Here is a 5,240-nt window from a genome sequence, read left to right as displayed (position 1 = left end):
GACCTGGTCAAGGCTGTCTTCCATGCGCGCGGTGAAGTCATAGTTCATCAGTTCACGGAAATTCTGTTCCAGACGATCGGTGACAATTTCACCCATCTTCTCAGCATAGAAGCGGCGGTTTTCTACCCGCACGTAACCGCGATCCTGAATGGTGGAAATAATTGAGGCATAGGTCGATGGACGGCCAATACCCCGTTTTTCCAACTCACGGACTAAGGAAGCTTCGCTGAAGCGGGCTGGCGGCTTGGTGAAGTGCTGGCTTGGCATCAGCTCCTTCAGGTCAAGCATGTCGCCGACATTAACCAGTGGCAGCGTCAAATCTTCATCGTTTTTACGCAGCGCTGGCATCACTTTTGTCCAGCCATCGAAACGCAAAGTACGGCCTTTCGCTTTCAGTTTAAAGTCTGCTGCACCCACCGTCAGGGTGGTGGAGTCATACTGCGCCGGCACCATCTGGCAGGCCACAAACTGACGCCAGATCAGCTGGTACAGTTTCTGCGCATCAGCTTCCATATCTTTCAGCTGTTCTGCCTGGATGTTGACATCCGAAGGTCGAATCGCTTCGTGAGCTTCCTGCGAATTATCTTTACTGGCGTACGTGATTGGCGACTCTGGCAGATACTTCTTACCAAAACTCTTCTCCACAAAGCCGCGTGCCATCGCCACCGCATCCTGACTCAGGTTGGTGGAGTCAGTACGCATATAGGTGATGTGACCCGCTTCGTAGAGACGCTGCGCCATCATCATGGTTTTCTTCACGCCAAAACCAAGACGAGTACTCGCCGCTTGCTGCAGCGTCGAGGTAATAAAAGGCGCAGAGGGTTTGCTGCTGGTCGGTTTGTCTTCACGATCCAGCACTTCGTAACGCGCTTTTTCCAGCACGGATACCGCAGCATGAGTTTGCTCGCGATTAACCGGACGGAACGCTTTATCACCCTGATGCGTGACCTGCATTGCCAGCGCGTCGCCTTTCGGCGTAGAGAAATCCGCATCGATTTCCCAATACTCTTCCGGCACGAACGCTTTGATTTCGTGCTCGCGCTCAACCACCAGTCGCACAGCCACAGACTGAACACGACCCGCCGACAAGCCACGGGCAATTTTCTTCCACAGCAGCGGGGAAACCATGTAACCCACCACGCGGTCCATAAAGCGACGCGCCTGCTGCGCATTAACACGTTCAATATTCAGTTCGCCCGGTTTTTCAAACGCCTGACGAATCGCATTTTTGGTGATTTCGTTGAACACCACGCGGCTAAACCGCTTGTCATCGCCACCGATCACTTCCCGCAGGTGCCATGCAATAGCCTCCCCTTCGCGGTCAAGGTCCGTTGCGAGGTAGATGTGGTCAGCATCGGCGGCAAGGCTTTTCAATTCGGCTACGACTTTTTCTTTACCCGGCAGAATCTGATAGTCCGCTTCCCAGCCATGCCAGGGATCGACCCCCATGCGGCTGACCAATGCGGCCTTCTCATCCTTCTTAACCTTTTTTCCTGTTTTCGCCTTTTCCCCGTCGGTAGTTTTACGGGCAGTTGAACCGCTGGTCGGCAAATCACGGATATGACCGACGCTGGATTTCACCACGTAGTCATTACCGAGGTATTTATTGATTGTTTTGGCCTTTGCCGGGGACTCAACGATTACGAGTGCTTTACCCATATGTACCTTTACCTAATTGAAACGTCCTGATAAACGGGAGAGGATTCGGTGCCCCAAAACCCAACGGGTTCAATATTGCTGCCAGCTTTTCACATTTCAAGGCAGCGGGGATAATCTCAGGTCAGATTGCATCGACTTATGCAACTTTATGATTAGAAGCGGGTTTTCCATCTGACAGCACCACACATCCGGGTGTGATCTCCCTGAAAGCTGAATCGCCCACACTCTACCTGATAAAATCCGTTACGCAACTTAATTAGCATTCTGATTAATTTTGCGCCAGTTTTGCTGACGGACGTTGATTTGATGAACAGCGCAACTCGCTAGTAATATAGAAGGAGAACGATTGCTGTCAAAAAAGAGGTGAACAATGTCAGTAGAAACGGAATCCATTTCACGCCAGGCGTTACTGGAAATAGCCAATCAAATGATCAAGCAGCACGACGATTATTTAGCCGGGATGGAAGCCAATGACGTGATTCAGCAGGGCGAGATATTGGTGTTTCGTGGGCCTTATTTCTTAGATGAAGAAGGCCTGCCGAGCGCGAAAACCACCGCTGTGTTTAACGTGTTTAAATCCCTTGCCGTTGAGCTCTCCTCACGCTATCACCTGGCATAAAAAAGCCCGGCATTTGCCGGGCTTGCTCACAACAGTGGCTTATCACCACGCTGCCATATTTTCAGAATTAACCGCTCGGCCGCCAGACTGGCGCTGTTGGTGAAGCGATCCATCATTTTCTTCTTCCGCGCATAGTGCACGCCCAGCACATTGAACCGATCCATCTGCTTGATAATCAGCGCATCGCTGGTGCCGATCTCATCAATCAGCCCCAAATCCAGCGCCTGGCGTCCATACCAGTGTTCCCCGGTGGCCACTTTTTCCAAATCCAGTGTCGGACGCATCTGCTGGACAAACTCTTTGAACAGCAGATGGGTTTCGTTGAGATCTTCCTGGAATTTTTCACGTCCCTCATCGGTGTTCTCACCAAACAAGGTCAGCGTGCGCTTATATTGACCCGCGGTGTGCAGTTCAACGTCGATATCATTGCGTTTCAGCAGACGGTTGAAGTTGGGAATCTGCGCGACCACACCAATTGATCCAATGATAGAGAATGGCGCCGCGACGATGCGATCCGCGACACAAGCCATCATATAACCCCCGCTCGCCGCCACTTTATCGACGACGGCAGTTAACTGCAGGCCCGCATCACGCAGACGCTGCAGCTGAGAAGCGGCCAGGCCATAACCGTGCACCACGCCACCCGGGCTTTCCAGACGCAGCAAGACTTCATCACCCGGCACAGCCACCGCCAGCACCGCGGAGATCTCCTCACGCAAAGAACTGACTTCGCCCGCATCCATACTGCCTTTAAACTCCAGCACATAGAGTGTCGGTTTAGCGGCTTCGCTCACACCAGCTTTGGCATTGCGCTTCTCGGTTTTGGCTTTTTGCTTCTCTTCTTTTTTATGCTGCTTCAGCCACACTTTTTGCGCCTGTGGCTTCATCTTCGCCAACTGCAGGTCTTCCTTCATTTCACGATAATCATCGTCGAGATGAGTCAAGCGCAGTTGACCACCGCTGTGGCGTTTACGCATCGCGGCATTGAGCACAATCAGAACAATAGCTGCGAACGCCACCACCACGGTGACGGCCTTGGCCAGAAATAATCCATAACTGGAGAGTAAATCCATTCTGCCGCCTTATTAAACAGTGAATTACAAACAATGGCTGAGTTTACCCGCTTTAACGACTTTCGTCGCCTGAAATGCCCGCAGGCGGCACAGAATGCGAGGCGCGGTGATTGCACCTGGCGACAAATTGAGGCATAAAGCCCAAAACCCTCTGACTTGCCAAAGGACATCGCTGTGCATTATCAACCGAAAAGCGATCTGCTGGAAAATCGCATTATCCTCGTCACCGGCGCTTCTGACGGCATTGGTCGCGAAGCGGCGCTGACCTATGCGCGCTATGGCGCACGCGTCATTTTGATGGGCCGCAACGCCGAAACGCTGCAGCAGACTGAATACGCCATCAATCAGCTGAATAAGCAGCCCGCATCCCATTTGCTGCTGGACTTGTCGCATGCCACGCCAGAAAGCTGTGCTGAGGTGGCCGATCAGATCGCCTCCCTGGTGCCACGGCTCGATGGTGTACTGCACAATGCCGGGATTCTGGGTGAGATCGTCCCACTGGCGGAACTCGATCCTGCCGTCTGGCGCAAGGTGATGCAGATCAATCTTGACGCCACCTTTTATTTAACTCAGGCCTTGCTGCCGCTGCTGCTGAAATCAGACGCCGGTTCACTGGTGTTTACCACGTCGAGCGTCGGCCGTACCGGCCGTGCAGGCTGGGGGGCCTATGCGGTGTCGAAATTCGCCACCGAAGGCATGATGCAGGTACTGGCGGATGAGTATAAAAATCGTCATCTGCGGGTAAATTGCATCAATCCTGGTGGCACTCGCACTAAAATGCGCGCCAGTGCTTTCCCGGAAGAAAATGCCAGTTTACTGAAAACGCCTGCTGATTTGATGCCGCTTTACCTTTATTTGATGGGTGATGACAGCCGTCGCAAAACCGGGATCAGTTTTGATGCCCAGCCGGGACGTAAACCGGGGCCAGCCAGCGCATGAGTGATCGTCATCAGCAACGACAGCAGCGTTTAAAAGAACAGGTTGATGCGCGGATTGCTGCCGCGACAGAAGCGCGCGGCATTTTGATGGTGTTCACCGGCAACGGCAAAGGCAAAACCACCGCCGCCTTTGGTACGGCTTTACGCGCTTGCGGGCACGGTAAAAACGTTGCCGCCGTGCAGTTTATTAAAGGTGAATGGCCAAATGGTGAGCGCAATTTGCTGGAACAGCATGGCGTGGAATTTCAGGTGATGGCAACCGGCTTTACCTGGGATACTCAAAATCGGGAGACCGATACTGCCGCCTGCCAACAGGTTTGGCAGGCGGCAAAGCGTATGCTTGCCGATGAGCATGTGGATTTAGTGATCCTCGATGAAATCACCTACATGGTTAGTATGGATTATCTGGATCTGGATGAACTGGTGCGCGTGCTGGGACAACGTCCGGTTCAACAAAGTGTGATTATCACCGGTCGAGGCTGCCATCGAACCTTGCTCGAGATGGCGGATACCGTGACCGAGATGCGCCCGGTTAAGCATGCATTTGATGCAGGCATTCAGGCTCAGCAGGGAATAGATTGGTAAAACAGTGACGCCGCTGCATGCGGCGTCACGGGCATATCAGGAACCGCGCTTGTTAGTTCCACTGGTCCGCGTGCTGCTGTTGCGGCTGCTACTGCTGCCGCCGCGACGTGGGCTGCCGCTTACATTACTATGACGTTTTACCGCGCGACGAATCTGATTGGCTTTAGTACGACGACGGTCTTTTTCAACCGCGACTTTCGTTACCGTCTCTTCCGCCATATCCACGAGCGTCCGCAGGTAGTTAACCGCCGGTAATTCGATCTCCATCCAGCCACCGCGAGGTAACCCTTTTGGCAACTGAATATAGCCATAACGGACGCGCATCAGGCGGCTAACATGCACACCTACGGCTTCCCACAAACGGCG

5 protein-coding genes and 1 pseudogene are annotated in these 5,240 nt (G+C 53.1%); 3 read left to right on the top strand and 3 right to left on the bottom strand.

Translation table 11 applies throughout. The features are described from left to right. A partial coding sequence (gene topA, locus RT340_RS21610; RefSeq protein ID WP_313377703.1) for a type I DNA topoisomerase occupies nt 1-1,659 on the bottom strand: 1,659 nt, incomplete at its 3' end. A gap of 370 nt (nt 1,660-2,029) precedes the next feature. Between topA and RT340_RS21605 the strand changes: the two genes are divergently transcribed. After that, nucleotides 2,030-2,278 carry a YciN family protein gene (locus RT340_RS21605; RefSeq protein ID WP_097117002.1) on the top strand — a complete coding sequence of 83 codons (249 nt, stop codon included), beginning with the start codon at nt 2,030-2,032 and terminating at the stop codon, nt 2,276-2,278. Nucleotides 2,279-2,304: 26 nt separating this feature from the next. Here the strand turns inward: RT340_RS21605 and sohB are convergent, their stop codons facing one another. After that, nucleotides 2,305-3,351: a protease SohB gene (gene sohB, locus RT340_RS21600; RefSeq protein WP_097117001.1), complete on the bottom strand. Its 1,047-nt coding sequence runs from the start codon at nt 3,349-3,351 to the stop codon at nt 2,305-2,307. 174 nt (nt 3,352-3,525) lie between these two features. Between sohB and RT340_RS21595 the strand changes: the two genes are divergently transcribed. Both RT340_RS21595 and cobO read left to right on the top strand, forming a co-directional pair. Further along, complete coding sequence (locus tag RT340_RS21595) at nt 3,526-4,290, top strand: YciK family oxidoreductase (protein ID WP_313377702.1); 765 nt, start codon at nt 3,526-3,528, stop codon at nt 4,288-4,290. Then, nucleotides 4,287-4,874 carry a cob(I)yrinic acid a,c-diamide adenosyltransferase gene (gene cobO / locus RT340_RS21590; protein WP_058959807.1) on the top strand — a complete coding sequence of 196 codons (588 nt, stop codon included), beginning with the start codon at nt 4,287-4,289 and terminating at the stop codon, nt 4,872-4,874. The genes RT340_RS21595 and cobO overlap by 4 nt, the downstream gene beginning before the upstream one ends. A gap of 36 nt (nt 4,875-4,910) precedes the next feature. Here the strand turns inward: cobO and RT340_RS21585 are convergent. Next, a pseudogene (locus RT340_RS21585) lies at nt 4,911-5,240 on the bottom strand (ribosomal large subunit pseudouridine synthase B); the annotation flags it as partial.

Origin of the sequence: Pantoea sp. CTOTU50773, from assembly GCF_032082325.1 — a bacterium.
GTDB lineage: Bacteria > Pseudomonadota > Gammaproteobacteria > Enterobacterales > Enterobacteriaceae > Pantoea > Pantoea communis.
The sequence above is the reverse complement of the archived record's forward strand: the minus strand, read 5'-3'. Positions and strand labels throughout refer to the sequence as shown.

Excerpts from the sequence above, each read along its gene's own strand:
- sohB (WP_097117001.1), bottom strand. The coding sequence starts at position 3,351 with ATGGATTTACTCTCCAGTTATGGATTATTTCTGGCCAAGGCCGTCACC.
- cobO (WP_058959807.1), top strand. The coding sequence starts at position 4,287 with ATGAGTGATCGTCATCAGCAACGACAGCAGCGTTTAAAAGAACAGGTT.
- RT340_RS21605 (WP_097117002.1), top strand. The coding sequence starts at position 2,030 with ATGTCAGTAGAAACGGAATCCATTTCACGCCAGGCGTTACTGGAAATA.